The sequence below is a fragment of the Pseudomonas sp. GM25 genome, from assembly GCF_000282255.1.
GTDB classification, from domain to species: Bacteria; Pseudomonadota; Gammaproteobacteria; order Pseudomonadales; family Pseudomonadaceae; genus Aquipseudomonas; species Aquipseudomonas aphyarum.
Window position 1 is genome coordinate 38,689 of sequence record NZ_AKJQ01000003.1, and the last position, 24,213, is coordinate 62,901.

The window sequence follows — 24,213 nt, forward strand, 5'->3', positions numbered from 1 at the left end:
TGTAGTTACAACTATAGCGCTACACCTGAATCAACATTGACTCCTGACTCTAGATCAACAGGTCTTCATAGAAAGCACCGTACGGAAGCTCAGGATGTTCGATCTGGATTTCCAGAATCCACACACCGGCATTCGGTGCCTGATCGAAGTCACCCAGATTGCCGCCCCGATAGATCGCATGAGGAAAATCGCTGACCCGGTGGCCCTTGATGTCCAGGTTCAGTTTCCAACCCATCGCCTCGGCCTGATCGGTGGCGTAACGGTACAGCTCGACACCGGTTACGCCCTGACGCCAGAAGGCTTCGACCTTGTCGAAGAGTTCTTTGGAGGCCGCTACGCAGGCAATCATCTGCGGATCGGAACCGGTGACAAACGTCGCCCCTGCATCGCCTTCGTGCCCTTCCCAGACCACGCCCATGTCGATGAAGAAAATGTCGTTCTCACCCAGAATCGGATCGCCGTCGGAACGCTCCTTGAAGGTCTTCAGCGTGTTGGCGCCGAAGCGGATCAGCAGCGGATGCCAGATCCGGTCCATGCCCAGTTCGACGAGAATCTCTTTGCCTCGCGCATGCGCTTCCGATTCGCGCATGCCGGGCTTGATCACCTTGGCGATCTCGTCCACCGCCTTCCAGGTCAACTGCTGGGCGTGACGCATGGTCTCCAGCACAAAACGCTCACCTACCGCTTCTTTCCCGCTCAGGGCTGTGGTCATCGCTGATTCCTTCTGGCTAATCGTTGCGCTGTATAGTTTTTTATATTGCGAAACAGGGCGCCTAAGATACAACCATGACACAACGTGTCAATTCTCTTCTGCGCGCACCACACCGCGCTCTTCCAGCAAGCGCACAAACATGCTCAGACTGCGCGAAACCGTGCCCCGCCGCCATACCAGCCACGTCGTCAGATATCGGAAATCCGACGCCAGCGGCCATACGCTGACCGTCGCGCAGCCGGGCATGCTCTGCAGCATGCTGCGCGGCATCAAAGCCAGACCGGCGCCGGCACTGACGCAGGCGAGCATGCCGTGATAGGACTCCATTTCGAAGATCTTGCCCGGCACCGCAGCATCGGTGCTGAACCATTTTTCGAAGTGATGGCGATAGGAGCAGTTCGAGCGGAACGCATAGATGTTCTCGCCGTTCACGTCCGCCGCGCGCTGGATCGGCCCGTGATGCAGCGGCGAGATGATGACCATCTCCTCTTCGAACGCCGGGATGCCTTCCAGCGCCGGGTGCAGGACCGGGCCGTCGACGAACGCGGCCGCCAGGCGCCCGGAGAGCACACCGTCGATCATCGTCCCGGACGGCCCGGTCGACAGGTCCAGATCGACCTTCGGGTGTTGTTGGTTATAGGTCGCGAGCAAACCGGGAATGCGCACCGCCGCCGTGCTTTCCAGGGAGCCCAGCGGGAACGCGCCTTGCGGTTCCTCGCCGGCCACCGTGGCGCGGGCTTCCTGCACCAGATCGAGAATGCGTCGCGCGTATTCAAGAAAACTCCAGCCGGCCGGCGACAGGCGCAAACGGCTTTTCTCGCGGATGAACAGGTCGACGCCCAGATCCTCCTCCAACTGCTTGATGCGCGTCGTCAGGTTCGACGGCACGCGGTGAATCTGCGCCGCCGCAGCACTGATGCTGCCGTGCTCGGCAACGGCCTTGAAGATTTCCAGTTGCACCAGATCCACAGTCATTCTCCAATCGTGAAAGAAACGCTCTTTATTATTCAGTTTCCAGAAACCAAACGCCACCCTACTCTGAGCGCATCCACTGACCTCGCAGGACGATGCCATGAGCCCGATTTCCAGCCAGACCCACGCCATCTCGATCAACCCCGCCACCGGCAAGCAGATCGGTCACTACGCCTTCGAATCCGCCGAAGCCCTCGACGCTGCACTGACCCGCGCCGCGTTCGGTTTCAACAAGTGGAAACGCAAACCGCTGCAGGATCGCTCCCGCGCCCTGACTGCGCTGGCCGGTGCTCTGCGTGACAGCAGCGAAGCCATGGCGACCATGATCACCCAGGAAATGGGCAAGCCGATCGCCCAGGCCCGTGGCGAAATCGAGAAATGCGCCAAGCTCTGCGAGTGGTACGCCGAACACGGCCCGGCCATGCTCAACGCCGAAGCGACGCTGGTCGAAGGCGGCAAGGCGCGCATCGAGTATCGTCCACTCGGCCCGATCCTCGCCGTGATGCCGTGGAACTTCCCGATCTGGCAAGTGCTGCGCGGTGCAGTCCCGGCGCTGATCGCCGGCAACACCTACGTGCTCAAGCACGCGCCGAACGTGATGGGCAGCGCCTATCTGCTGCGCGATGCCTTCACCCGCGCCGGTTTTGCCGATGGCGTATTTGAAGTGATCAACGTCACCCCGGAAGGCGTGTCCACCGCCATTGCTGACTCGCGCATTGCTGCCGTGACCCTGACCGGCAGCGTTCGCGCCGGCATGGCCATCGGCGCACAGGCCGGTGCCGCGCTGAAGAAATGCGTGCTGGAGCTGGGCGGTTCCGACCCGTTCATCGTGCTCAACGACGCCGATATCGACGAAGCCGTGCAAGCCGCAGTCATCGGTCGTTACCAGAACTCAGGGCAAGTCTGCGCTGCCGCCAAACGCCTGATCATCGAAGAAGGCGTGGTCGAAGAATTCACCCGCAAATTCGTCGAAGCCACCCGCCAGTTGAAGATGGGCGATCCGTTGTCCGCCGACAACTACATCGGCCCGATGGCTCGTTTCGATCTGCGTGACGAGCTGGATCAACAAGTGCGCGACACCCTCGAAGAAGGCGCCACCCTGCTGCTCGGTGGCGGCAAGGCCCAAGGCCCGGGCAACTACTACGAGCCGACCGTACTGGCCGACGTCACCGACCGCATGACCTCGTTCAAGCAGGAATTGTTCGGCCCGGTGGCCTCGATCATCACCGCCCGCGACTGCGCTCACGCCGTGGCCCTGGCCAACGACAGCGAGTTCGGCCTGACCGCCACGATCTACACCGCCAACGTCGCCCTGGCCCAGCAACTGACCAGCGAACTGGAAACCGGCGGCGTGTTCATCAACGGCTACTCCGCCAGCGATCCGCGCGTGACCTTCGGCGGCGTGAAGAAAAGCGGTTTCGGCCGTGAGCTGTCGCACTTCGGCGTTCGCGAGTTCTGCAATGCGCAGACGGTGTGGCTGGATCGCCGCTGAGTCAGCAAACAAAAAGAAACCGGGCCAGGCCCGGTTTCTTTTTGCGCTAACACTTTCAGTCCTTGAAATCCGTGGACAGCGCCAGCTCATTCCACTCTGCCAACTCCTGCGCCACCAAGCGGTTCTTCGCTTCGATCCGCGCAATCGTGTCGCTGCCCAGCGCCAGCCGCTGCGGCGGGTTCGGTGCGTTGACCAGCGCCAGCATCGCTTCGGCAAACTTCAGCGGATCGCCCGGTTGTGCATGGTTGGCCGCTTCGGCAAAGGTGCGCATCTTGCCGACGGTTTCGTCGTAGTCCGGCAGTACCAGCGCGGTCTTGATCAGCGATTGTTCGTCGAGGAAGTCGGTGCGGAAGAAGCCCGGTTCGACCACCGTGGCATGAATGCCCAGCGGCGACAGTTCCTGATGCAACGCTTCGCTGATGCCTTCCACCGCGAACTTGGTCGAGCCGTAGACGCCCCAGCCCATGTACGCCTGATAACCGCCAATCGACGAGATATTGATGACCCGTCCGCTGCGCTGGGCGCGCATGTGTGGCAGCACGGCGCGGGTGACGTTGAGCAGACCGAACACGTTGGTGGCGAACAGGCGCTCGGTTTCGCTGGCGCTGGTTTCTTCAACGGCGCCCAACACGCCGAAGCCGGCATTGTTGATCAGCACGTCGATACGGCCGAAGCGCTTGATGCCTGCTGCCACCGCTTGGTGGGCTTCCTCTTCGCGGGTGACATCGAGGCGCACCGCCAGCAGGTTCGGGTTATCGCCGAGGCGGTCGGTGATGTCTTGCGGGTTGCGGGCGGTGGCAATCACCGCGTCACCGGCACGCAGGGCCTGTTCAGTGATAAGGGTGCCAAAACCACGGGAAGCTCCGGTAATCAGCCAGGTACGCATATCAACTCCTCCTGTCGGTGACCCGGGCGAGATTGCCGGGCCTTCTTGATGAGTTGAGTCGACTTTAAAGGCGTGCTACTGATGTGATAATCCCAACAAATTTGCATGACTTTGTGAAAGGCGCTCACAAATGAAAAACCCGTCCACCGCGGATCTGTCGATCTTTCTCTGCATTGCCCAGCACCTGAATTTCAGCCGGGCGGCGGTGGATCTGGGCCTGACACCCTCGGCCCTGAGCCATTCATTGCGAGCACTGGAAAATCGCCTCGGCGTACGTCTGTTCAATCGCACCACCCGCAGCGTGGCGCTTACCGAAGCTGGCGAACGGCTGTATGCGCGGCTGAAACCGGCGTTTCGCGACATCGACGACGCCCTCGAAGACCTCAACCACTTTCGCGACAAACCTTCCGGTAACCTGCGCATCACTGCCGGACGCCAGGCTTGCGAACTGGTGTTGCTGCCGATTGCCGGGGCGTTCCTGCAGGCCTATCCGGACATTCGCCTGGAAGTGGTTGAAAGCGATGCGCTGCTGGATATCGTCGCCGGCGGTTTTGATGCCGGGGTGCGGTTCGGCAATCGGCTGGAGGCGGACATGGTGTCGCTGCCGATCGGGCCGACCCTGCGTTCGGTGGTGGTCGCTTCACCGGCGTTTCTGGAGCGGCACACCGCGCCGCAAAAACCGGAGGATCTGCACGCTCTGCCCTGCATCCGTCATCGGTTTCCCAGCGGCGCGCTGTACCGCTGGGAATTCGAACGCGGTGGCATCGTTCAGGAAATCGAGGTCAACGGCCCGCTGACTCTGGGCGATGTCAGCCTGATGATCGGCCCCGCGTTGCAGGGCTTGGGACTGGCGTATGTCTTCGAGGACATGGCCCGGGAACACCTGGCTAGCGGGCGGCTGGTGCAGGTGCTGGCGGACTGGTGCCCGTACTATCCCGGCCTGCATTTGTACTACCCGAGCCGACGCCACGTACCGGCGCCGCTCAAGGCATTTATCGATTTCGCCCGCAATGCCCGCGAAGGCAAAGCGGGCTAAGCCGCCTTACAGGTACTTCAACCAGGCAATGTCGCGGCGCCGGGCCTTCACTCCCGAGAACCAGCGCACGGCCGGGAACAGCGCGACCGCCAGCACCACCGCCGCCAGCCACACCGCCGTCACCGTCGAGAAACCGAAATACGTTCCCTGATTAAGCCCGAACAGCGCCACGCCGATCAGGTACAACACCTTCAGCGCATACAGGTGCAGCAGGTAGAAAAACATCGGCGCCGAACCGAACACCGTCAGCCAGCGAATCCAGCGCCGATCCTGCGCGCGCTCGAACACCAGCAACAGTAACAGCCCAACGCTCACCGTCAGGGTGATGAACAACAGCGACGGCGGGTATTTGGTGATGTTGAAAAAGCTCATCAGGGTTTGCAGACCGCTGTCACCGAAGGCCCAGGGTTTCTCGCCGTAACCGTTGACCAACCGCAGTGCCACGAATCCCAGCAGCCCGGCGACGCCACCAATCAACAAACGGCGCTGGCGCACACCTGCATCGGCTGCGCGAGCGAACCACGGCCCCAGCGCGTAACCCAATCCGATCACGCCGATCCACGGCAGCAACGGGTACGAAGTGCGCAAGCGCAAAGTCTCGCCGGCCTCGATCCAGCCCCGGTCATGCAGGATTGCCCATGGCACGTGCAGTGCCGACTCGGTTGCGAAGTGCAGTCCGTCGAGCAGGTTGTGCCCGGCGATGATCGTCAGGCTCAGCGTCAACAGCAGCCAGCGTGGCAGCCAGACCAGCAGTGACAACGCGATCATGCTCAGGCCGATCGCCCAGATCACTTGCAGGTAGATCACGGTCGGAGGCAGTTGGAACGTCCAGGCGAAATTCACCAGGGTGAATTCGAGCGCGACCAGAAACAAACCGCGCTTGAACAGGAAGGCACTGACGTCAGCCTTGCCGTCGTACTTCTCGCCGAACAGCCACGCCGACAACCCGGTCAGCAGCACGAACACCGGCGCGCACAAATGCGCAAGGGTACGGCTGAAGAACAGCGCGGGCTCGGTGCTGGCGATGTCCATCGGGTCGGTGACCTGACGATGCAGCAGAAAGGTTTCGCGCACGTGGTCCAGCAACATGAACAGAATCACCAGGCCACGCAGCGCATCAATGGACAGCAACCGGCCAGTCGCCGAGGGGGCAGAACGGGGAACCGCAATCGTCATGGAGGTATCGCAATCGAAAGGTTGATCGATGCAGCCGCCCGAAAGCGGCCGCATAATTTGCGTTACCTTATAACATGAAAAGTCGATCCAATCGCTAGCGGTTCTCAACCAGAGATTACGCTGTACGCAGGATTTCCAGCACAACCTGCAACGGATGGCGCAGCTGTTGATCGGCCTGGCGCTTGACCTGACTGCGGCAGGAATACCCGGTGGCCAGCGCCTCGCCCTTCTCCACCGGCGCCTCGATCTGCTTCGCCCAGGATTGCTCGTAGATCACCGCCGAGGTTTCGCGATTGCGCGCTTCGTGTCCGTAAGTGCCGGACATGCCGCAGCAACCGGTGGCCTGGGTCGCCAGCTTCAGGCCGACGCGTTCGAACACCTGTTCCCATTGCCGGGTGGCGGTCGGTGCGTTGGTTTTTTCGGTGCAGTGCGCTAGCAGGCGGAAGGGTTCGGCGCGGCGCTGGTCGGTCTGCTCCGGTATGACCTTGAGCAACCACTCCTGCACCAGCGCCACCTCCGGGCATTTCTCCATCCCCGGCACTTTCAGATATTCCTGGCGATAGACCAGGGTCATCGCCGGATCGAGCCCCACCAACGGCACGCCGATCTCGGCCAGCGCGCGCAATTGCCCGGCATTGCGCAACGCCGCGCGATTGAACGCCGACAGGAAACCCTGCACATGCAGCGGCTTGCCGTTGGCGCTGAACGGCGCCAGATAAACCTGATAACCGAGGCGCGAAATCAGCTCGATCAGATCCGCCAGCAGCGGTGCTTCGAAGTAACGGGTGAACGCATCCTGCACCAGCACCACGCTGCGTTCACGTTGTGCCTGGGTCAGCGCCGAAAGTACCTCGACCGACGCCGGCTGAACCTGCCAGCGACGCATCGCCGCGTGGAAATCGAAACGACTGAGCAACGGCACATCGACCATGCCGCCAAGGCGCTCGATCAAGCGACGGCTGAACGAGGCGCCCATCAAGCCGTTGTAGAGCAACGGAATCCGCGCCATGTACGGAATCGTGTACTCCAGCGAGGCAATCAGATAATCCCGCGCCGGCCGCAGATAACGGGTGTGGTACAGCTCGAGAAACCGCGAGCGGAAGTCCGGCACGTTCACTTTCACCGGGCACTGCCCCGCGCAGGATTTGCACGCCAGGCACCCGGCCATGGCGTCGTACACCTCGTGGGAGAAGTCCTGTTCCTGCGCACGGCTGTTGCGCCAGCGCTGCAGCAATGTGCTGAAAAACGGCGGACGGCGGCTGGCATCGGCCAACACATCAACACCCGCCTCGCCCTGCAACCGCAGCCATTCACGAATCAGCGAGGCGCGGCCCTTGGGCGATTGCGCACGCTGGCGGGTGGCTTTCCACGACGGGCACATCGCATCGTCGGGATCGAAGTTGTAGCAGGCGCCGTTGCCGTTGCAGTGCATGGCCGCGCCGTAGTCCTGCCAGACTTTTTCGTCGATCTGCCGGTCGAGTTCGCCGCGCAGGGTCACTTCGTCGATCTTCAGCAATGCCGCGCCGGGAATGTTCGGCGTGGCGATCTTGCCGGGGTTGAACTGGTTGAACGGATCGAACGCCGCTTTCAAGGCTTGTAGCGCCGGGTACAACTCGCCGAAAAAGGCCGGCGCGTACTCCGAGCGCAGGCCCTTGCCGTGCTCGCCCCACAGCAGGCCGCCGTAACGCTGGGTCAGCGCGGCGACGCCGTCCGACACCGGGCGCACCAGTGCGGCTTGTTGTGGATCCTTCATGTCGAGAATCGGCCGCACGTGCAGCACGCCGGCATCGACGTGGCCGAACATGCCGTATTGCAGCTTATGGCTGTCGAGCAGGTCGCGCAGTTCGGCGATGTACTCGGCCAGGTGCTGCGGCGGCACAGCGGTGTCTTCGACAAACGGCTGTGGCCGCGCTTCACCGGCGACGTTGCCGAGCAAGCCCACTGCGCGTTTGCGCATGCCGTAGACACGATTCACCGCCGCATGCCCGACGGCCAGCGTATGCCCCAGTCGCTCGACCGTGGCGTCGGTGCCCAGATGCTGGACGAAGGCTTCGACCCGACCTTGCAGTTCCTCGGGATCGTCACCGCAGAACTCAACCAGGTTGATCCCCAGCGTCGGCCGCTCGGCGCTTTCAGGGAAGTATTCGGCGACGCCGTGCCAGACGATGTCCTGCATCGCCAGTAACAGCACTTTGGAATCGACGGTTTCGATCGACAATGGCTTGAGCGCCATTAACGCGCGGGCATCGCGCAAGGCATCCATGAAGCCGGCGTAGCGAATGTTCACCAGCATCGTGTGCTTGGGAATCGGCAACACGTTGAGCCTGGCCTCGACCACAAACCCCAGCGAACCTTCAGCGCCGCACAGCACGCTGTTGAGGTTGAAACGGTTGTCAGCTTCGCGCAGGTGCGCCAGGTCGTAGCCGGTCAGGCAGCGGTTGAGATCGGGGAAGGTTTCCCGGATCAGTTCGCCCTGCTCGTCGATGATCTGCCGCGCGCAGCGATACACCTCGCCGGCCCGGCCCTCGCGGGCGCATTCCGCTGCCAGTTCGCTTTCTTCCAGCGGGCGGCCGTGCAAACGCTCGCCACCGCGCAGGACCATGTGCAGCTCCAGCACGTGGTCGCGGGTCTTGCCGTAAGTGCAGCTGCCCTGGCCGCTGGCGTCGGTGTTGATCATGCCGCCGACGGTTGCACGGTTCGAAGTCGACAGTTCCGGGGCGAAAAACAGCCCGGCGGATTTCAGCGCGGCGTTCAGTTGATCCTTCACCACGCCGGCCTGCACCCGCACCCAACGCTGTTCAACGTTGATTTCGAGGATGCGGTTCATGTGCCGCGACAGGTCGACGACGATGCCGTCGGTCAACGACTGGCCGTTGGTGCCGGTGCCGCCGCCGCGAGGCGTGATCACCACTTTCTGGTAGGCCGGTTCGGCGATCAGGCGCGCCAGCAGCGCCACGTCGTCGGCGTCGCGTGGGAACACCGCCGCTTGCGGCAAGCGCTGGTAGATCGAGTTGTCGGTGGCCAGCACTACGCGGCTGGCGTAGTCGGCACTGATTTCGCCGCGAAAACCGCCGGTTTCAAGGGCTTTGAGAAACTGTTGGTAATCGGTGTTCAGCGCGGTGGAAGGCGACAGCTGGGCAATCATCGGGAGGGCAATCTCGGTCAAAAACGGGCCGTGTGGCGGTGAACAGTTGTGCGCAATGAATGATTGCGTCACGCTCCCGCCATCTCATAGGCCTTATGTTCATTGCAGAGCGATGTCGGGACAACCGTAAAATCGACCCGCAATCCATGACTAAAACGAATGAATCCGCGAACCCTTACTCCCTCGATGTCATTGCTGCTGGCGTTTGAAGCCGCCGCACGCCATGAAAGCTACACCCGCGCCGCCCACGAACTGTCGCTGACCCAGAGCGCGGTCAGTCGTCAGGTGCAGATTCTGGAAAAGATGCTCGGCATGCGCCTGTTCAGCCGCGAAGGCCGGCGGGTGATCCTTACCGACGTCGGGCGCATGTATCAGCGTGAACTGTCCGAAGCCCTCGGCCAGATCCGCAGTGCGACCTTGCAGGCCATGGCGTTTGGCTCGGGCATCCACAGTCTGCGCCTGGCGACCCTGCCGACCTTTGGCTCCAAATGGCTGCTGCCGCGTCTGAAGGATTTCTACACCGCGCACCCGGGCATGACGGTGCACCTGCATTCACGCATCGAAACCATCGATTTCGACATCAGCGAAATCGACGCGGCGATTTGCGTCGGTGGCGGCGACTGGCCGGGGCTGACCGCCCACCGCCTGCACACCGAAGAGCTGGTGGTGATCGCCAGTACGCAGCTGTCCGATGCCGAACGTCTCGCTGCCGACAAGGACATCGCCGGGCAACTGCTGCTCAACGTCAGCAGCAACGCTCAGGCCTGGTCCGAGTGGTTCAGTCATCACGCCCTGCCCCATCGCAGCATGCGCATCGGCCCGAGTTTCGAGATGACCTCGCACTTGATCCAGGCGGTGCGCGCCAATATCGGCATCGGCCTGGTGCCGAGGATTCTGGTGGAGGATGAGTTGCACAACGGCGAGCTGCTGCAACTGGGCGAACCAATCAGCAGCCGGCGCAGCTATTACCTGGTGTACCCGGCGCGCAATGAGTCGCTGGCGTCCCTGAAGGCGTTTCGCGACTGGTTGATGCGTACGCTCTGAGTTTCTACATCGCCAGATCATTGGCATCGCGAGCAGGCCGGTGAACTCAGAACCGCGGCTTCAGCGCTTTCCAGTCAGGTTTGTAGCGCTGCATCTGCCGCACATCATCGCGCTGGCGAATGCCGCAGGTCAGGTACTGATCGTGCAGCTTGCCCAGTTGATCGTGATCCAGTTCCAACCCCAAGCCCGGTGCGCGAGTGATCTTCACGCAGCCATCGACGATCGGCAGTTTGCCGCCCTTGATCACCTCTTCATCCGGTTCCTGCCACGGGTAATGGGTGTCGCAGGCGTAGTCCAGATTCGGCACGGCAGCTGCCACGTGCGCCATCGCCATCAGGCTGATGCCCAGGTGTGAATTGGAGTGCATCGACACGCCGAGGCCGAAGGTGTCGCACATTTTCGCCAGGGTCTGGGTGTCGCGCAGGCCGCCCCAGTAATGGTGATCGGCGAGGACAATCTGCACGCTATTCAGCGCCACGCTGCGACGGAACTCGTCGAAATCGGTGACCACCATGTTGGTCGCCAGCGGCAGACCGGTGCGTTTGTGCAGTTCGGCCATGCCGTCGAGGCCCGGGGTCGGATCCTCGTAATACTGCAGATCATCACCCAGCAACTCGGCCATGCGGATCGAGGTTTCCAGCGACCAGTTGCCGTTGGGATCGATGCGCAGCGGATAACCGGGAAAGGCCTTTTTCAGCGCCTTGATACACGCCACTTCGTGTTCCGGCGGCAGCGTGCCGGCCTTGAGCTTGATGCTCTTGAAGCCATAAGCCTCGATCATTCGCGCGGCCTGGGCGACGATCTGCTGTTCGTTCAGCGCCTCGCCCCAGTTGTCCGGTTTGTACGGTGAATCGACGTGCTGCGCATACTTGAAAAACAGGTAGGCACTGAACGGCACTTCATCGCGCACCGCACCGCCCAGCAGATCCACTAGCGGCACGTTCAGGTAGCGAGCCTGCAGGTCGAGAAACGCCACTTCGAACGCCGAATACGCGTTGCTGACGGCCTTGCTGGCGTGGGAACCGGGGGCGAGTTCAGCACCCGCCAGACTGGCCGGTTTGTTGGCAGCGACCGTCGCCTGAACGATCCGACGCAACTGATTGAGGTTGAACGGATCGAGGCCGATCAACTGCGACTGCAACTGTTGCTGGATCGCCAGCGCCGGGGCATCGCCATAGCTTTCGCCGAGGCCGATGTAACCGTTGTCGCTCTCGATCTCGATGATCGAGCGCAGGGCAAACGGTTCGTGGATGCCACTGGCGTTGAGCAGCGGCGGATCACGGAAGGCAATCGGAGTGACGGTTACGCGAGTGATTTTCAAAATGACGCTCCTGTTGAGTCGGAAATCAGTGGCTCGCCACCGGGCTGGCCGTCGGCGCAACAGCGGTTTCGGGTTCAGGCTTTGCCGGGGTGTTGCCTTTGGCGCCGGGCGCCATGCGGGCGAAGAAAATCACTACCGCCGCTACCAGCGAAGTCGCGGCGAGGCCATACAGACCGCCCTCGATAGAGCCGGTGGTCTGCTCCAGAAAGCCGAACGCGGTCGGCGCAACGAAGCCGCCGAGGTTGCCGATGGAGTTGATCAGCGCGATCACCGCCGCCGCGATACGGGCATCCAGATAGCTTTGCGGAATCGGCCAGAACAGTGCCGAAGCCGCCTTGAAGCCGATGGCCGCAAAACAGATGGCGACGAAGGCGAAAATCGGCCCGCCAGTGGTGGACATGAACATGCCGAACGCAGCAATCACCAGGGTCAGCGCAACCCACGCCTGCTGGAATTTCCACTTGCCGGCCAGCGCCGCAAAGCCGTACATCGCGACGATGGAAATGATCCACGGCACCGAGTTCAACAGCCCGACCTGGAAGTCGCCGAGGTTGCCCATCTTCTTGATCATGCTCGGCAGCCAGAAGGTGGCGCCGTAGATGGTCAGGGCGATGGAAAAGTAGATGAAGCAGAACAGTGCGATCTGCCGGTCCGCCAGCAGTTTGAACATCGAAGGTTTGGCGACGTGGGTTGCTTCGCGGGCACGCTGCTCCTCGGCGATTGCCGTCACCAGCGCTTCACGCTCCTCCTCGCTCAGCCACTTGGCCTGACGCGGATGGGATTGCAGCCAGAACCAGACGAACCCGCAGAGCACCACCGACGCGGCGCCTTCGATCAGGAACATCCACTGCCAGCCGTGCAGGCCCAAGCCGCTGATATGCAACAGCGCGCCGGACACCGGACCGGATATCACCGAAGCGATCGCCGAACCGCTGAGAAACACCGCCATGGTCTTGCCGCGCTCCGAGGCCGGCAGCCATTGGGTGAAGTAATAAATGATCCCCGGGAAGAACCCGGCCTCGGCAGCGCCCAGGATGAAGCGCAACACGTAGAAACTGGTTTCGCCTTTGACGAACGCCATGGCCATCGCCGCGGCGCCCCAGGTGAACATGATCCGCGTCAGCCAGGCGCGCGCGCCGTAGCGTTGCAGAAGCATGTTGGACGGCACTTCAAACAAGGCGTAACCGATGAAAAACAGACCGGCGCCAAGGCCATAGGCAGCGGCGCCGATACCCAGATCGGTTTCCAGATGACTGCGCACGAAGCCGATGTTGACCCGATCGATGTAGTTGACGATGAACATCACCACGAACAACGGCAGCACATGGCGCTTGACCTTGGCGGCGGCGCGGGCGAGTACCGTGATGTCCGGCGGACTCTGGAGGATATTCAAGGGGCGACTCCCGATCTTTGTTTTTGTAGGGATAGCGGTGGCCTTTGAGGCGTAGAGCGATCATGGACGGGGCAATTGATCCCGTCTAATCTAACTTGGCATTCGATTGATACCTGGATTAGATCAATGTTCGAACTGACCCAATTGCGCTGCTTTACCACTGTCGCCACCGAACTCAACTTTCGTCGCGCTGCCGAGCGGTTGAACATGACCCAGCCGCCACTGAGCCGGCAGATCCAGTTGCTGGAGCATCACTTGGGTGTCGAACTGTTTACCCGCAGCACACGCAGCGTGGCACTCACCGCTGCCGGCCGGGCGTTTTTCATCGAGGCGCAGAACCTGCTTGAGCGCGCGCAACAGGCCGCCGTCACCGCCCGACGTTTTGCCGAGGGTGATATCGGTTCCGTGAACATCAGTTTTGTCGGCAGCGCGGTGTACGAGTTTCTACCCAAGGTCATCGCCGAGGCGCGCCTCAAGCAGCCGCAGGTGAAGATCGATCTGACCGAAATGAACACCTATCAACAACACGAAGCCTTGCGTGCCCGTCGCATCGACCTGGGCATCGTCCGCGCGCCGTTGCTGGAGCCGGGTTACGCCACCGAATGCCTGGTGCGCGAGCCGTTTGTGCTCGCGGTGCCGAGTGGTCATCGGCTGGCCGAGGCCGACGAGGTTTCAGTGAAGGATCTGGATGGGCAACCCTTCCTGATGTATTCCCACGCAGCCTATCCGCCGTTCAACGAATTGCTCACCGGCATGCTGCGCTCGGCCCGGGTCGCTCCGGATTACGTGCAGTGGCTGGGTTCTTCGTTGACGATTCTGGCGCTGGTCAATGCGGGCATGGGGCTGGCACTGGTGCCGCGTTGCGCGACCAGTGTGGTGTTCAGGAATGTGGTGTTTCGCGAGATCGATCTGGGCGAAGGGGTGCAGAGCGAACTGCATCTTATCTGGCGGGAAAACAATGACAACCCGGCGTTTGCAATGCTGCTGGAGGGCATTCGCCGGGCGGTGAAGGATGGATGGGGTTAGGAATGCGGATGCATTGCCGGGGGGTACTTCAGCGGTGGGGGTGCCTTTGGCCCCTTGATCAATGGTTTTTCCAACTGTTTCCCATCTGGCCCGTAGAACAGGCGCGCGACGTGCGGCGGCATAGGTTGTGGCGCTCTGGCGGTCATGATGAACCCTCTGACATCGGGCTGAATTCAACCCATTTAACCTTCGTGGAATCTATCAGCAAAAATTCGGCACCAAAAGGCACGTCTGTTCCATCGCTGTTGAGCCAACACGGTGATTGCAAAAGGAACTGTCCGGTGGATGACTCGGGCGGCCACTCCACCGGCCAGCCCAGGACGCGCCTTTCATCATCCAAATGCAGGGTGATAACGCGATCATATTTCGCAAATGCGCTGAACCATTGACTGGGGTAGGAAGATTGTTTCGTGACGTTTCTGCTGCTCAACCAACGATGCAACTTGCCATTGGCTGACAGGCAACAGGCCAACAACCCGAGTACCAGCGAAGCAAAAAATGCCCACGACGCTTCAGCTTTCGCATCCCATTTTCCTACAGAAAACCCCTTCTCCCCCACCCACACACAAACCGCTCCAACCCCCAGCACCATCCCGTGAATCACAAATGTGAAAATCAGCGCCTGCACAATCTGCCCGAACGTATCCGGCCGCTTGAACGCCGTCAGGGTGTAAAAAATCCAGGCCGAGACAAACCCCGGGATCAGGTACTGCAACAGCGGAATCACTTCTTTCACCAAATCATCCATGATCGGCAACTCCTTGAATCAAAAAACCAACCCTCCCAAAACAGCAATGCCGGCCCGTAATGAGCCGGCATTCAAAGCCTAGTGCACGCGGGAAAATCGCCCGCGATCAACTGTCACCGCGCATTACGCGTCCTGCAGAATTAGATCCGCACCCTTCTCCGCCACCATCAGCACCGCCGCATGGGTGTTGCCCGATGTCACGTTGGGGAAGATCGACGCATCGACGATCCGCAACCCGTCGAGGCCATGCACCTTGAGGCGCTTGTCGACCACCGAACTCTGCTCGTCCGCACCCATCGCGCAGGAGCCGCACAGGTGATAGATCGAACCGCAGTTGTCACGGAAGTACTGAAGCATCTGCTCGTCGCTTTCCACTGCCGGCCCCGGCAAAACCTCATCAACCGTGATGCCCTTCAACGAAGGAGCCCCCATGATCTTGCGCATCAGGCGACTGCCCTGGATCACCTCGTCGATGTCCTTTTGCGTGCTCAGGTAGTTCGGGTCGATCAGCGCCGCATCACGTGGATTTTTCGAGGCAATTTCGATGTGCCCGCGACTGGTCGGGCGGCACGGATTGAAGCACAGCAGGAAGCCTGAGTACGGTTCGGGCTTGAGGCTGGCCTTGTTGTTTTTCGGAATCTGATACGACAGCGGGTTGAAATACAACTGCAGGTTCGGATGGCTTTGCTCCGGGTTGCCTCGGAAGAAACCGCCAGCCTGATTGACGCTCATCGCCAGCGCACCCTTGCGGGTCAGCAGGTATTTCACGCCGAGTTTGAACTGGCCGAACAGCGAGCTCAGCTCATCGTTCAAGGTCGGGATATTGGCCTTGTAGTAGTAGCTGACGCACAGGTGATCCTGCAGGTTCTGCCCCACCGCCGGCAGGTGTTTCACCACGGGAATCTGATGCTTGGCCAGCAAGGCACGATCTGCCACGCCGGACAGTTGCAGGATCTTCGGCGTGTCGACGGCGCCGGCGCACAGGATCACTTCCTTGCGCGCCGTGAAGGTACGCGCCACACCATGCTGGGTGATGGAAATACCGGTGGCGCGCTGCTGGCTTTCATCGAACAGCACTCGATCAACCAGCGCGTAATGTTCGACCGTCAGGTTCGGCCGGCTCAGCGCCGGGTGCAGATGGGCGAAGCTGCTGGAGCTGCGCTGACCGTTGCGGGTGTTGACGTCGTAGATGCCCGCGCCTTCGAATTTCGGCCCGTTGAAATCATCGCTGCGCGGATAACCGAGTTCATCGCAGCCCTTGAGGAATACGTCGCAGATCGGGTGTGTCTGGCCAGCCATCGGGGTGATGCTGATCGGGCCGCTGCCACCGTGGTATTCGCTGTCGCCCAGCGGATGGTTTTCCAGTTTGCGGAAATACGGCAGCACATCCTTGAAGCCCCAGCCATCGTTGCCGTTGGCTGCCCAGTCGTTGAAGTCATGGGCCTGGCCACGGACGTAGATCATCGCGTTGATCGAGCCCGAACCGCCCTGGACCTTGCCGCGCGGGGCGTAGATTTCGCGATTGCCCAAGTGTTTCTGCGGCTGGCTGTAGTACATCCAGTTGAAGGTCGGGTTGTAATACATTTTGGCGAAGCCGACCGGGATCTTGAACCACAGGGAACTGTCCTTGCCGCCCGCCTCCAGCAGCAGCACCGTGTGTTGGCCGGAGGCCGAGAGCCGGTTGGCCAGCACGCAGCCAGCGGCGCCTGCGCCAGCGATGATGTAGTCGTATGTCATGCACGGTTACCGCGTAAGTCTTTTTATCGAACCCGCCCGTTGCCGGGCGGGGAAATCCCGTCAGCCCTTGGCCGGCGATGTGTCTTTGACGTCGGCCGGGGTCGGGGCCATTTGCAGGTGCAGACGCTCACCGGTGTACGGCGAATGCTTGCGCACCACGTCCATGTTCAGCTCCACGCCCAGGCCCGGCTCGGTGGACGGAATGATGTAGCCGTCCTCCCACTGCAACGGCTTTTTCAGGACCTCGGCGTGGAAGCCGCCCCAGGTCTCGATGCTTTCCTGGATCAGGAAGTTCGGCGTGCAGGCCGCTAGCTGGAAACTCGCCGCTGCACCGATCGGACCGTTGTACAGATGCGGGGCGATTTGCGCGTAATAGGCTTCGGCCATGCTGGCGATCTTCTTGCCTTCGAGCAGGCCGCCGCAGCGCGCCACGTTCATCTGCAGAATCGACGCACCGCCGGCCTGCAACAGCTTGAAGAACTCGTACTTGGTGGTCAGGCGCTCACCGGTGGCAATCGGAATGCTGGTCTTGGCCGCGACTTGCGCCATCGCCTCTTCCTGACCCGGCGGCACCGGTTCTTCGAACCACAGCGGATCGTATTTCTCCAGGCGCTTGGCCAGGCGAATCGCCGAGGACGGCACCATTTGCCCGTGCGTGCCGAACAGCAGATCGCACTTGTTGCCCACCGCTTCGCGGATCTTGCGGCAGAAGGTTTCGCAGCGTTCCAGCACTTCCAGCGAGATCTGGTGACCGGAGTACGCGGTGTACGGCCCGGCCGGGTCGAACTTCACGGCGGTGAAGCCCTTGTTCATGTTTTCAATCGCGCACTCGGCGGCCAGGTCCGGGTCGTCGTAGTCGTACTCGCCACGGCTGTTGACCGGGTACAGATAGGTGTAGGAACGCAGGCGTTCGTGAACCTTGCCGCCGAGCAGTTCGTAGACCGGTTTGTTCGCCGCCTTGCCGATGATGTCCCAGCAGGCCATTTCCAGACCGCTGACCACGCCCATCATGGTCAGGTCGGGACGCTGGGTGAAACCGCTCGAATAGGCCTGACGGAAGAAGCGTTCGATGTGGTGCGGGTCCTGATTCAGCAGGTAGCGTTCGAACACGTCTTCGATGATCGGCAGCATGGCTTTGGGGCCGAAGGTCGCGGCGTAGATCTCGCCGACGCCTTCGATGCCGCAGTCGGTCTTGAGCTTGACGAACAGCCAGTACATGCCGCCGATATGCGGTGGCGGTACGGCGACGATATGGGTTTCAAGGGCGACGATTTTCATCTCAGGCACCTGTCTTTTTCAAAGATTTGCGGTTGATCCGGGCACGCAGGGTCACGGCAGCCAGGGTGCCGATCAGACCGATCGCGGCGATGTAGCCGAAATAGAGCTTGTAGCCGAGGGCGCCGGGGAAATGCTCAGTGAGGTAGCCGTTGATCAACGGGATAAAAGCATCCGGCATGTAACCGACCACCGACACGATGCCGATGGCCAGTCCGGTGATGCGCAGCGGAATGTTGCAGCTGTCGAGGATCGCCCAGTACAGACCGCGAATCGCGTAGGTCATCAGGCCGATGAAAATCACGGTCGCGATCAGCAGCCCCATGCTGTTGAGCGACGGGAATACGATCAGACCGACAATCGCCAGACTCGCCAGCAACAGCGCGACGATCAGCACCGAGATGTTCGAAAACTTGTCCCCCAGCCAGCCGCCGCCAATGCCGCCGATCGGGCGCATCCACAGTTTGATGGTGGTGATGGTGCCGGCCATGACGGCGGTCAGGCCGCTGCCTTGCAGGTAGTCCGAGAAGCTGTAGGTGGCCCAGAAGATGTGATAACCGCAGAACACGATCGCGGTGACCAGCCACAGTTCAGGGATCTTCACCAAAGTTGCCAGGTCAGTGAGCAGGTTGAACTTGCCCTTCTCCACTGGCGGCGTGTCCTCCATCGACTTCGGGTCCTTGATCAGCACCAGCACACAGCCGATGGCAATACAGGTGAAGGCGTAGAGGTAAACCACGTGCTTGAAACCTTCGGCAGTGGACTCGCCACGGGTTTCGGTGGCGTAGGCGAACAACCCCAGCGCAACCGTTGCCAACAACGCTTCGACCAGCCCGCGACCACCATCGAGAATGCCAAAGAACCGGCCCTGCTCGGTGTGATGGGCAATCATCTTCACGCGCTTGAGCACCGAGGCCCAGAACGTCAGGCCGGTGGTCAGACCCCAGCAACCGAAGATGATCATCAGCCCGGTCATCGACGGCGCCGTCGAGTACCACAGCCCCAGCACGCCGGTTGCCACCAGCGAGAAGAAGATCAGGAAACGCGGCGCGATGCGGTCGGCCAGCCAACCGCTCGGCAAGTAGCTGAGCAGGAAAATCGTCCCGAGCATCGAGTACAGATAACCCAGCTCGCTGTGGTTGATCTGGAACACCTCGAGCATGGTGGTCTGGTAGACCTGGCGCAGGTACAGAATCGGATAGATCGCACCGGCGGCGAGCACCAGCAACATCAGTTGGAAATAGCGACTTCCCTTGTCGCTGTGGCTTTTCGAAGCCGAGTTGGAACCCTGAACAGCGGCAGCAGAGGATGCATGCTTGGACATTGAAGTGACCTCGGGCGACCCGTGCTCCGGGCGGCCCTGATAATTGTTTTTATAGGTGTAGCGTGAGGCGTGATGCGGTGGATCAGTACTTCATGACCACGAGTCGGGTCTGGGTGAATTCGAGCATGCCGTGCTTGCCGTCATCGCCGCCCAGGCCCGAGCGTTTCCAGCCGGCGTGATAGCCCTGATACGGATCGGCCGGGGTGCGGTTGACGTACAACTCGCCGGCCTCGATGGCGTTGGCGACTTTCTGCGCGGTGCGGTAGTTCTCGGTGTAGAGCACCGACGACAGGCCGAACTGGTGGTCGTTGGCCATGGCCAGCGCTTCGTCGATGTCGCGGTACTTGAGTACCGGCAGCACCGGGCCGAAGATTTCTTCCTGGACGATTTCCATGTCCTGGCGGCAACCGCTGAGCAGCGTTGGCGGGTAGAAATGCCCCGGGCCTTCGGGCAGCACGCCGCCGCTTTCGAGGACGGCGCCGTCGGCAATCGCGCGCTCGACCATGGCGTGAATGTTCTTCTGCGAACTGGCGTTGACCAGCGGGCCCATCAGGCTCGCGTCTGTGGCGCGGTCGCCGAACTTCACGGCGGCAATCTTGGTCTTGAGCAGCACGAGGAAACGGTCGTAGACGCTTTCCTGTACATAGACCCGCTCCACTGCCGTGCACAACTGGCCGCAGTGAGTGGTTTTGGAGGCGATGATTGCGCTCGCGGCCGCTTCAAGATCAGCGTCGGCTTCGATGATTGCCGGAGTCTTGCCGCCCAGTTCCAGCGACGGCTTGGCGATGTTGGCCTTGCAGTAATCGAGGACGATGCGCCCGGCGTTGACGCTGCCGGTCAGGGTGATCAGGCCCACGGCTTTATGCGTGCAAACGACTGCGGCGGTGGCGTGATCCATGGTCAGGATATTGATTACGCCGGCCGGCATGGCCGATTGCTCCACGGCTTTGGCGATTTCGAATGCCGAGGTCGGGGTGTTGTTGCTCGGACGCACCACCACGGTGTTGCCGGCAATCAGCGCCGGAGCGATTTTGCGCAGCAGGGTGTAGACCGGGTAGTTGAACGGAATCAGGCACGCGACGACGCCAATCGGCTCGCGGTGCAGGAACAGGTTTTCGTCGGGGCTGTCGCTGGGAATGATCTCGCCTTCGATGCGGCGCGCCCATTCGGCGTGGTAACGGGTGATCTGCGCGGCATAGCGGGCTTCGTTGCTGGCGTCGCTATGGCTTTTGCCGGACTCGGCGGCCAGTGCGGCGCCGATGGTTTCGGCGCGATCTTCAAGGGCCGTCGCAAACGCTCGCAGATGCTCGGCACGTTCGATGCTGGTGAGTTTGCCCCAGGTCTTTTGCGCCTTGGCGGCGGCATCGACTGCCGCCGTGGCTTCTTCAGCAGTGGCGGCCGATACCTGGCCGATCAACGCTTCGGTGGCCGGGTTGTAGACCGCGATCAGCGCCGCGCTGGCCGGCTCGATGAAGTGGCCGTTAACAAAATTTCGCTCGACTCGCATGTGCATCGCCCATCGTTTGTTTTTATCGATGCCGCCAGTCTTGTCATCGACAGCGGGTTCAACAAACGATTTATCCGGCGATCAAACATTCGAAAAATGCACGTTACTCAGAAAATCGCCTTCGAAGGCTCAAGCTGGCGCTGCGCCAACCAGATCTCCTCCTGCAACCACTGGCTGAACGCCTGCAGTTGCGGCATCTGCGTCTGTTCCGGGCGGGTCACCAGCCAGTAGGACTGGTGACCTTCGACATGCACGTTGTGCACCTGGGTCAACTGCCCGCTGGCCAGCTCCGAGGCAACCATATGCCAGTCGGCAATGGTGATTCCCAGACCATCGACCGCCGCCTGAATCGCCAGGTCCAGCAGGTCAAATTCATAACCGCCCTGGGTATCGACCCCGCTGATGCGCGCCGCGTCGAGCCAGTGTTTCCAGGTCAGGTAACGCTGATCCTCCCGGGCCAGCACATGCAGCAGGGTCAGGCGATTGAGGTCGATGCCCTGCTCGCCGCCCTCCCGCGCATAAAGAGTCGGCGCGCACACCGCGATGTGCCGCTCCTGTATCAGCAGTGAACTGTCGAGCCCGTCCCACTCGCCGTCGCCAAAACGGATCGCGCAATCGAGGGTGCTGGTTTCCGCGAGACTGTCCTGCAAACGGGTGGTGATGCTCAGTTCCAGTTCCGGATGCTGCTCGCGCAGGCGCCCCAGGCGTGGCATCAACCAGCGGCTGGTAAAGGTCGGTGGCGCATTGATGTGCAGGCGGTTGGCGTGGGTTTTCTGCTGAATGCTGCGCACGGTCAGTTCGATCTTGTCGAACGACTGGTGCAACGCCCGTAGCAGAATCTTGCCGGCACCGGTCAGTTCGAGATGGTGATGGCGGCGCTCCAGCAGACTCTCGCCGAGCTGCTCTTCCAGTTGCCGCACCTGACGGCTGACCGCGCTCTGGGTGACATTGAGCAACTCGGCGGCGCGGGTGAAGCTGCCGGTGCTGCCGGCCACTTCGAATGCTTTGAGTGCATTCAGGCCGGGCATTTTGCGTTTCATACAAGGCACTCGAAAACCACTGACAAGGCGCAAAGCATCCCACGATGCTGGCGAATTGTCCTACAGGATTTTCTGAGTAACATGCATTCGATGCAGGTTTCCCCACCGTTTTTATCGTTTGTTCAACCAATCGCAGATGGCAAAACTGCGCGGCATCTCTAATAAAAACAATCGAGAGCCGCTCCATGCCCTTCCCTGCCTCTTTGCGCCTGCGCACCACCTCCATCGCCCTGTTCTGCAGCTTTGCCGCCCCGGCCATGGCGGTCCAGGTCACCGACAATCTCGACCTTGGCGGCGCCATTCGTGCCCGTTGGGACGTGGACCCGGATCGCGACATCCAGAAGTTCGGTCTCGACACGGTGTTCCTCAGCGCCAAGTACAACTCCGACACCTGGATCGGTGAGGCGCAATACCGCTTCTACGGTCGCTCCTACCCGTATCAGTACACCAAGGACTACGGCGACATCCGCTTCGCCAAGTTCGCGTGGGTCGGCTACAAGTTCAACCCGGACCAGCAAGTACAGGTCGGCCTGAACACCGTACCGTTCGGCTTGCAGCCGTACTTCGGCAGCACGTTTTACGAAACCCTGGGCAACGTCATCGGCCTGGAAGACGTGCAACAGGTCGGCGCCAAGTACATCCAGCAAAGCGGCGACTGGAACGTTCAGGCCGGTTATTACCTGCGTCCGGCGTGGCAAGGCAAAGGCACCAGCAAAGGCGTGACCTATTCCAGCGTCGTGTCGGGCGCCGACAGTTATGTGGCCGACGGCAGTGACAACCAGGAACGCAACACCGTGGTGCTGCGAGTGGCCAGGTCGCTAGATCTGGGGTCGTGGAAATCCGAAGTGGGGATCTCCGGCCTGACCTCGACCCTCGAAAACAAGGACACCGACAACGACGGCCGACGCAACGCCGTGGCCGTGCATTACCTGGGCAAGAACGGCCCGTGGGGCGTGCAGTTGCAGGCGGCGCGACAGCAGATGTCGCCACGCAATGCCGGCACCGATGAACTGGTGACCCTCGGCGGTTACGACGGCACTTACAACGTGGCCAGTCGCGGCAATCTGTATGTGGCTGACCTGAGCTATGACGTCGGCGGCAAATACCTGTTCGACCAGATCAGCGGGATCAAGCTTTACGCCAACTACAGCGCGTTCGACAAGTCTGCCAGCGGGTTCAAGACGTCCGAGCGGATGATCCTTGGGACCTCGTTTTCCGTCAGCAAATTGTGGGTTGCGACCGAATGGCTGTTCGGTAAAAACGATCCGTACATCGGTGGCAGCAGCTACACCCAGAGCCTTGGTGCGGGCGGGCTGGATCAGTGGGAAAACCAGTTATATGTGAACGTCGGATATTACTTCTGACGCTCGAAAAAATCGCAGCCAGGGCTGCGATTTTTTTTGCCTGCCCGCTGCGAATTCACCTTGCATCCGCACCGTCCCGATAGTCAGATAGCCCTCATTCCAAAAAAACAAAAACCGCCCGATCCGGAGTCCCGCCTCCATGCGTCAACTGCCCTCGCTCAACACCCTGCGCGTGTTCGAAGAAGTCGCCCGTCATCGCAGTTTCAGTCAGGCCGCCATCGGGCTGAACGTCACCCAGGGCGCGGTCAGTCGCCAGATCAAACAGCTTGAAGACTACCTCGGCGTGGCGCTGTTCGTGCGCACGCCTCAAGGGCTGTCGCTGACCGAAGCCGGCAGCAATCTTTCCCCGCATCTGGCTGAAGCTTTCGACCACATCGAACGTTCTCTGCAAGCGGTGCGCGTGCCCAATCTGCGCCAACGCTTGAAAGTGCTCGCACCGCCGACCTGGGCCACCCGCTGGCTGTCGCCACACCTGCGCGCGTTCTGCCAGCGCTACCCGGACATCAACCTCAGCGTGACCAACCAGATCGGCCACGACAGCCTCACGGAAGTCGATTGCCATATCCGCTTCGGCCTCGCTGCAGCGCCCCACTGCGTCAGCCAGTTGCTGGTGATGGAACGGCACATCGCAGTGGCCAGCCCGGAACTGTTCAACGGCGATCAGCCGCCGGATCTGCGGGAGTTTCCGCTGCTGCACATCCTGCACGACGGCAAGCGCTTGAAGGTCTGGGAGAACTGGCTGGCGGCCATGGGCCGGGATGACATCGATGCCGGGCAAGGGCTGGAATTCAGCACCCTGGACCAGGTGATCCACACGGCGCTGGCCGGCGGCGGTCTGGCGGTGATCGACCGGCAGATGATCGAAAAGGAACTGGCCAACGGCAGCCTGCTGCCGATCACCCCGATTGAGGTGATCGGCCCTTATGGCTATTGGCTGGATGTGGCGAATGACAAACAGGGGTTGTCGAAGGTGAGGCTGTTTACCGAGTGGCTAGGGGTTGTCAGCAACCCCTGA

General features: G+C 61.2%; 19 protein-coding genes. 6 read left to right on the forward strand and 13 right to left on the reverse strand.

Annotated features, from left to right (window positions below; all coding sequences use genetic code 11):
* Positions 1-49 precede the first annotated feature (49 nt).
* Both PMI24_RS00425 and ptrR read right to left on the reverse strand, forming a co-directional pair.
* Positions 50-712: a M24 family metallopeptidase gene (locus tag PMI24_RS00425; RefSeq protein ID WP_007950469.1), complete on the reverse strand. Its 663-nt coding sequence runs from the start codon at positions 710-712 to the stop codon at positions 50-52.
* Positions 713-799: 87 nt separating this feature from the next.
* The gene (ptrR, locus tag PMI24_RS00430; protein WP_007950470.1) at positions 800-1,681 is read right to left on the reverse strand and encodes a putrescine utilization regulator PtrR; all 882 of its coding nucleotides are present in this window, start codon (positions 1,679-1,681) and stop codon (positions 800-802) included.
* Between the two features lie 103 nt (positions 1,682-1,784).
* On the opposite strand from ptrR, the gene PMI24_RS00435 reads away from it, so the two are divergent.
* Positions 1,785-3,176, forward strand: a complete 1,392-nt coding sequence (locus PMI24_RS00435; RefSeq protein WP_007950471.1) for an aldehyde dehydrogenase family protein — start codon at positions 1,785-1,787, stop codon at positions 3,174-3,176.
* 55 nt (positions 3,177-3,231) lie between these two features.
* On the opposite strand, the gene PMI24_RS00440 is transcribed toward PMI24_RS00435, so the two are convergent.
* Complete coding sequence (locus PMI24_RS00440; protein ID WP_007950472.1) at positions 3,232-4,062, reverse strand: oxidoreductase; 831 nt, start codon at positions 4,060-4,062, stop codon at positions 3,232-3,234.
* A 130-nt stretch (positions 4,063-4,192) separates the two neighbouring features.
* On the opposite strand from PMI24_RS00440, the gene PMI24_RS00445 reads away from it, so the two are divergent.
* Positions 4,193-5,098, forward strand: coding sequence for a LysR family transcriptional regulator (locus PMI24_RS00445; RefSeq protein WP_007950473.1), 906 nt, complete (start codon positions 4,193-4,195; stop codon positions 5,096-5,098).
* A gap of 6 nt (positions 5,099-5,104) precedes the next feature.
* On the opposite strand, the gene PMI24_RS00450 is transcribed toward PMI24_RS00445, so the two are convergent.
* Together PMI24_RS00450 and ydiJ are read right to left on the reverse strand one after the other, a co-directional pair.
* On the reverse strand, positions 5,105-6,274 hold the full coding sequence (locus tag PMI24_RS00450; protein ID WP_045121621.1) for a DUF1624 domain-containing protein: 1,170 nt from the start codon (positions 6,272-6,274) through the stop codon (positions 5,105-5,107).
* Positions 6,275-6,389: 115 nt separating this feature from the next.
* Positions 6,390-9,419 carry a D-2-hydroxyglutarate dehydrogenase YdiJ gene (ydiJ, locus tag PMI24_RS00455; protein ID WP_007950475.1) on the reverse strand — a complete coding sequence of 1,010 codons (3,030 nt, stop codon included), beginning with the start codon at positions 9,417-9,419 and terminating at the stop codon, positions 6,390-6,392.
* A gap of 159 nt (positions 9,420-9,578) precedes the next feature.
* Here ydiJ and PMI24_RS00460 point away from each other — a divergent pair, with 159 nt between their 5' ends.
* Complete coding sequence (locus PMI24_RS00460) at positions 9,579-10,463, forward strand: LysR substrate-binding domain-containing protein (RefSeq protein ID WP_045121616.1); 885 nt, start codon at positions 9,579-9,581, stop codon at positions 10,461-10,463.
* A 46-nt stretch (positions 10,464-10,509) separates the two neighbouring features.
* On the opposite strand, the gene PMI24_RS00465 is transcribed toward PMI24_RS00460, so the two are convergent.
* Together PMI24_RS00465 and PMI24_RS00470 are read right to left on the reverse strand one after the other, a co-directional pair.
* Positions 10,510-11,784 (reverse strand): glucarate dehydratase family protein, encoded by a 1,275-nt coding sequence (locus tag PMI24_RS00465; protein ID WP_007950478.1) that lies wholly within the window; start codon positions 11,782-11,784, stop codon positions 10,510-10,512.
* 25 nt (positions 11,785-11,809) lie between these two features.
* On the reverse strand, positions 11,810-13,177 hold the full coding sequence (locus PMI24_RS00470; protein ID WP_007950479.1) for an MFS transporter: 1,368 nt from the start codon (positions 13,175-13,177) through the stop codon (positions 11,810-11,812).
* Between the two features lie 126 nt (positions 13,178-13,303).
* Between PMI24_RS00470 and PMI24_RS00475 the strand changes: the two genes are divergently transcribed.
* Entirely contained in the window at positions 13,304-14,203 is a 900-nt protein-coding gene (locus tag PMI24_RS00475) for a LysR substrate-binding domain-containing protein (protein WP_007950480.1), read from the forward strand.
* A gap of 142 nt (positions 14,204-14,345) precedes the next feature.
* On the opposite strand, the gene PMI24_RS00480 is transcribed toward PMI24_RS00475, so the two are convergent.
* The 6 genes from PMI24_RS00480 to PMI24_RS00505 form a co-directional block, all read right to left on the reverse strand.
* Entirely contained in the window at positions 14,346-14,951 is a 606-nt protein-coding gene (locus PMI24_RS00480; RefSeq protein WP_007950481.1) for a DUF6338 family protein, read from the reverse strand.
* Positions 14,952-15,074: 123 nt separating this feature from the next.
* Positions 15,075-16,688: a GMC family oxidoreductase gene (locus PMI24_RS00485; RefSeq protein ID WP_007950482.1), complete on the reverse strand. Its 1,614-nt coding sequence runs from the start codon at positions 16,686-16,688 to the stop codon at positions 15,075-15,077.
* A 60-nt stretch (positions 16,689-16,748) separates the two neighbouring features.
* Complete coding sequence (locus tag PMI24_RS00490; RefSeq protein ID WP_007950483.1) at positions 16,749-17,966, reverse strand: mandelate racemase/muconate lactonizing enzyme family protein; 1,218 nt, start codon at positions 17,964-17,966, stop codon at positions 16,749-16,751.
* Position 17,967: 1 nt separating this feature from the next.
* Positions 17,968-19,287 (reverse strand): MFS transporter, encoded by a 1,320-nt coding sequence (locus PMI24_RS00495; RefSeq protein ID WP_007950484.1) that lies wholly within the window; start codon positions 19,285-19,287, stop codon positions 17,968-17,970.
* Positions 19,288-19,369: 82 nt separating this feature from the next.
* Positions 19,370-20,794, reverse strand: a complete 1,425-nt coding sequence (gene aldA / locus PMI24_RS00500; protein WP_045121622.1) for an aldehyde dehydrogenase — start codon at positions 20,792-20,794, stop codon at positions 19,370-19,372.
* Positions 20,795-20,901: 107 nt separating this feature from the next.
* Positions 20,902-21,834: a LysR substrate-binding domain-containing protein gene (locus PMI24_RS00505; RefSeq protein ID WP_007950486.1), complete on the reverse strand. Its 933-nt coding sequence runs from the start codon at positions 21,832-21,834 to the stop codon at positions 20,902-20,904.
* Between the two features lie 185 nt (positions 21,835-22,019).
* Here PMI24_RS00505 and PMI24_RS00510 point away from each other — a divergent pair, with 185 nt between their 5' ends.
* Both PMI24_RS00510 and PMI24_RS00515 read left to right on the forward strand, forming a co-directional pair.
* Positions 22,020-23,198 carry a hypothetical protein gene (locus PMI24_RS00510; protein WP_007950487.1) on the forward strand — a complete coding sequence of 393 codons (1,179 nt, stop codon included), beginning with the start codon at positions 22,020-22,022 and terminating at the stop codon, positions 23,196-23,198.
* Between the two features lie 139 nt (positions 23,199-23,337).
* Positions 23,338-24,213, forward strand: coding sequence for a LysR substrate-binding domain-containing protein (locus tag PMI24_RS00515; RefSeq protein ID WP_007950489.1), 876 nt, complete (start codon positions 23,338-23,340; stop codon positions 24,211-24,213).

What these genes read in the sequence shown, in the direction of transcription:
- PMI24_RS00425 (WP_007950469.1), bottom strand. Translation starts at nt 712, where the DNA reads ATGACCACAGCCCTGAGCGGGAAAGAAGCGGTAGGTGAGCGTTTTGTG.
- PMI24_RS00485 (WP_007950482.1), bottom strand. Translation starts at nt 16,688, where the DNA reads ATGACATACGACTACATCATCGCTGGCGCAGGCGCCGCTGGCTGCGTG.
- PMI24_RS00440 (WP_007950472.1), bottom strand. Translation starts at nt 4,062, where the DNA reads ATGCGTACCTGGCTGATTACCGGAGCTTCCCGTGGTTTTGGCACCCTT.
- PMI24_RS00510 (WP_007950487.1), top strand. Translation starts at nt 22,020, where the DNA reads ATGCCCTTCCCTGCCTCTTTGCGCCTGCGCACCACCTCCATCGCCCTG.
- PMI24_RS00460 (WP_045121616.1), top strand. Translation starts at nt 9,579, where the DNA reads ATGAATCCGCGAACCCTTACTCCCTCGATGTCATTGCTGCTGGCGTTT.
- PMI24_RS00445 (WP_007950473.1), top strand. Translation starts at nt 4,193, where the DNA reads ATGAAAAACCCGTCCACCGCGGATCTGTCGATCTTTCTCTGCATTGCC.
- PMI24_RS00515 (WP_007950489.1), top strand. Translation starts at nt 23,338, where the DNA reads ATGCGTCAACTGCCCTCGCTCAACACCCTGCGCGTGTTCGAAGAAGTC.
- ydiJ (WP_007950475.1), bottom strand. Translation starts at nt 9,419, where the DNA reads ATGATTGCCCAGCTGTCGCCTTCCACCGCGCTGAACACCGATTACCAA.
- PMI24_RS00475 (WP_007950480.1), top strand. Translation starts at nt 13,304, where the DNA reads ATGTTCGAACTGACCCAATTGCGCTGCTTTACCACTGTCGCCACCGAA.
- PMI24_RS00495 (WP_007950484.1), bottom strand. Translation starts at nt 19,287, where the DNA reads ATGTCCAAGCATGCATCCTCTGCTGCCGCTGTTCAGGGTTCCAACTCG.
- PMI24_RS00480 (WP_007950481.1), bottom strand. Translation starts at nt 14,951, where the DNA reads ATGGATGATTTGGTGAAAGAAGTGATTCCGCTGTTGCAGTACCTGATC.
- aldA (WP_045121622.1), bottom strand. Translation starts at nt 20,794, where the DNA reads ATGCGAGTCGAGCGAAATTTTGTTAACGGCCACTTCATCGAGCCGGCC.
- PMI24_RS00490 (WP_007950483.1), bottom strand. Translation starts at nt 17,966, where the DNA reads ATGAAAATCGTCGCCCTTGAAACCCATATCGTCGCCGTACCGCCACCG.
- PMI24_RS00505 (WP_007950486.1), bottom strand. Translation starts at nt 21,834, where the DNA reads ATGAAACGCAAAATGCCCGGCCTGAATGCACTCAAAGCATTCGAAGTG.
- PMI24_RS00435 (WP_007950471.1), top strand. Translation starts at nt 1,785, where the DNA reads ATGAGCCCGATTTCCAGCCAGACCCACGCCATCTCGATCAACCCCGCC.
- PMI24_RS00450 (WP_045121621.1), bottom strand. Translation starts at nt 6,274, where the DNA reads ATGACGATTGCGGTTCCCCGTTCTGCCCCCTCGGCGACTGGCCGGTTG.